Genomic DNA, 2,216 nt, shown 5'->3' with positions numbered 1-2,216 from the left:
CCGGTCGATCCGTCGCGGGTGCCTTCGCGCATGCTGGCGATGGTTGCGCTCGGCGTCGCGCTGCTGCTCGGCATGGGCTATCTTCTGCTGCGTTTCGAAGGCGATAGCCGCGATCTTGCAAAGCTCGCGAGCGCGACGATCCAGATCTCGGCCGTGCCGCTGCGGTTTGCCGCGGCGCAAGCGCGGCTTGCGTTAATCGGATTGGCGGCGCGCGCGTGGGGAATGGACGCCGCGGATGCCGCGCTTCTGCGTACCGACAATGGCTGCGTCATCGCACCTGATGGCACCCGCCTCAGCTTCGGCGCATTGCTTCGAGGGGAGCGCCTGACGCTCGCGCTCGATAACACCACTGCGGTGAAAGATCCGTCGACATACCGCATTGTCGGACGCTCGACGCCGCGCGTCGATCTGCCCGCGAAAGCAACGGGCGCGCTCACGTTCGTGCACGATATGCGCGTGCCCGGCATGCTGCACGGGCGTGTGGTGCGGCCGCCGTATGCGGGACATGATTGCGGCGAGTTCATCGGCAAGATGCTGATCGATGTGGACCGGTCGTCCGTGGAAGCCATGCCCGGCGTGCGCGGCGTTGTGGTGATCGGCGACTTCGTTGGCGTGGTCGCCGAACGCGAGGAACAGGCCATTCGCGCCGCCCGCGCGCTGCGCGTCAGATGGCGGCCGATGCCAACGCTGCCGTCTCTCGATAACCCCGCGAAGGCCATATCGAACGCGCCTGCAAAGCGGCGCTTGCTGCTCGAAGAAGGCGATGTGGCATCCGTTCAGGGCAAGCCCAATACCACGACCCTGACACGCACTTATGTATGGCCCTACCAGATGCATGCATCGATAGGACCGTCCTGCGCCCTCGCCGATTACTGCGATGACCACATCACCGTGTGGTCAGGAACGCAGAACCCGCAAAGCTTGCGCTTCGACCTGTCGCGACTCGTGGAACGCGCGGAAGGTGCCATCGATATCGTGCGCATGGAAGCCTCCGGATGCTACGGCCGCAACTGCGCCGATGACGTGGCCGGCGACGCCCTGTTGCTTTCGCGTGCGATGCGCCGCCCGGTGCGCGTGCAGTTGTCTCGTGCCGATGAGCATCAGTGGGAGCCCAAGGGAACCGCGCAAGTGGTGGACGTGACCGGCACTGTCTCGGACAGCGGCGAGACGCTTGCGTATGAGTTCGCGTCGCGGTATCCATCGAACGATGCGCCGCTGCTTGCATTGCTGCTCACGGGCGCGTTGCCGGCCGAGCCGCGCGTCTTCGAAATGGGCGATCGCACGGCGGTTTCGCCGTACACGTTCGAGCATCGGCGGTTTGTGTGCAACGACATGGCGCCACTCATCAGGGCGTCGTGGTTCCGGGGGGTATCGGCGTTGCCGAACTCGTTTGCGCATGATGTGTTCATCGATGAACTCGCCGTCGAGACCGGCGCCGATCCGCTCGAATTCCGGCTGCGGCATTTGCAGGACGAACGCGCGAGGGAGTTGCTGGAAGCAGTGGCCACGCGTGCGGGCTGGCAACGTCGCGTAAAACTTGACGATCCGAACGCGCGCGTCCTGCAAGGACATGGCGTGGCGTATGCGCGTTATGTTCATAGCCGCTTTCCAGGGTTTGGGGCGGCATGGTCGGCCTGGATCGTCGATCTGGAGGTGGATCGTGTGACCGGCGAAATTCGTCTGAAGCGCGTGACCGTTGGTCAGGATACCGGCACGGTGGTCAATCCCGACGGCGTGCGTCATCAGATCCACGGCAATGTGATTCAGACGATCAGCCGTGTATTGAAGGAGCGTGTTCGCTTCACCGATGGTCTCGTCGCGAGTCGCGAATGGGGCAGTTATCCAATCCTGACCTTCCCGGAATTACCGTTGATCGATGTGGTGCAAATGGAACGGCAAGGGGAACCGCCGCTGGGGTCGGGCGAGTCGGCTTCGTTGCCCGGGGCGGCGGCTATTGCCAATGCGCTTTTCGATGCCACCGGCGTCAGGTTCCGGGAAGCGCCGTTCACGGCCGATGTGGTGCGGGCTGCGTTGCAAGCGTCTTTGACGCCAGTGCTTTAATTATCTTCCGCCCGCGTCATCGCCCGCAACAGATAGACGATCGCGACACGTTCAGCGGGGTTCAATCCGCCGAACGTCTGCTCGCTGACCTGCTTGGCAAACGGAATGCTCTGATCAATCAGCGCGAGGCCTTCGGGCGTAGTGCGAACAAGAAG

The 2,216-nt window shown here is 63.5% G+C and carries 1 protein-coding gene and 1 pseudogene; one reads left to right on the top strand and one right to left on the bottom strand.

Translation table 11 applies throughout. The features are described 5' to 3' along the window. Positions 1-2,061 (top strand): xanthine dehydrogenase family protein molybdopterin-binding subunit (locus ACFFAR_RS31325; RefSeq protein ID WP_375509241.1); only part of this gene is annotated, 2,061 nt, incomplete at its 5' end. Here ACFFAR_RS31325 and ACFFAR_RS31320 read toward each other — a convergent pair. Further along, positions 2,058-2,216, bottom strand: a pseudogene (locus tag ACFFAR_RS31320) (MarR family transcriptional regulator); the annotation flags it as partial. The gene ACFFAR_RS31325 and the pseudogene ACFFAR_RS31320 overlap by 4 nt on opposite strands.

The sequence above is a fragment of the uncultured Caballeronia sp. genome, from assembly GCF_964243625.1.
GTDB lineage: Bacteria > Pseudomonadota > Gammaproteobacteria > Burkholderiales > Burkholderiaceae > Caballeronia.
This window is presented reverse-complemented; position numbering and strand designations above follow the sequence as displayed.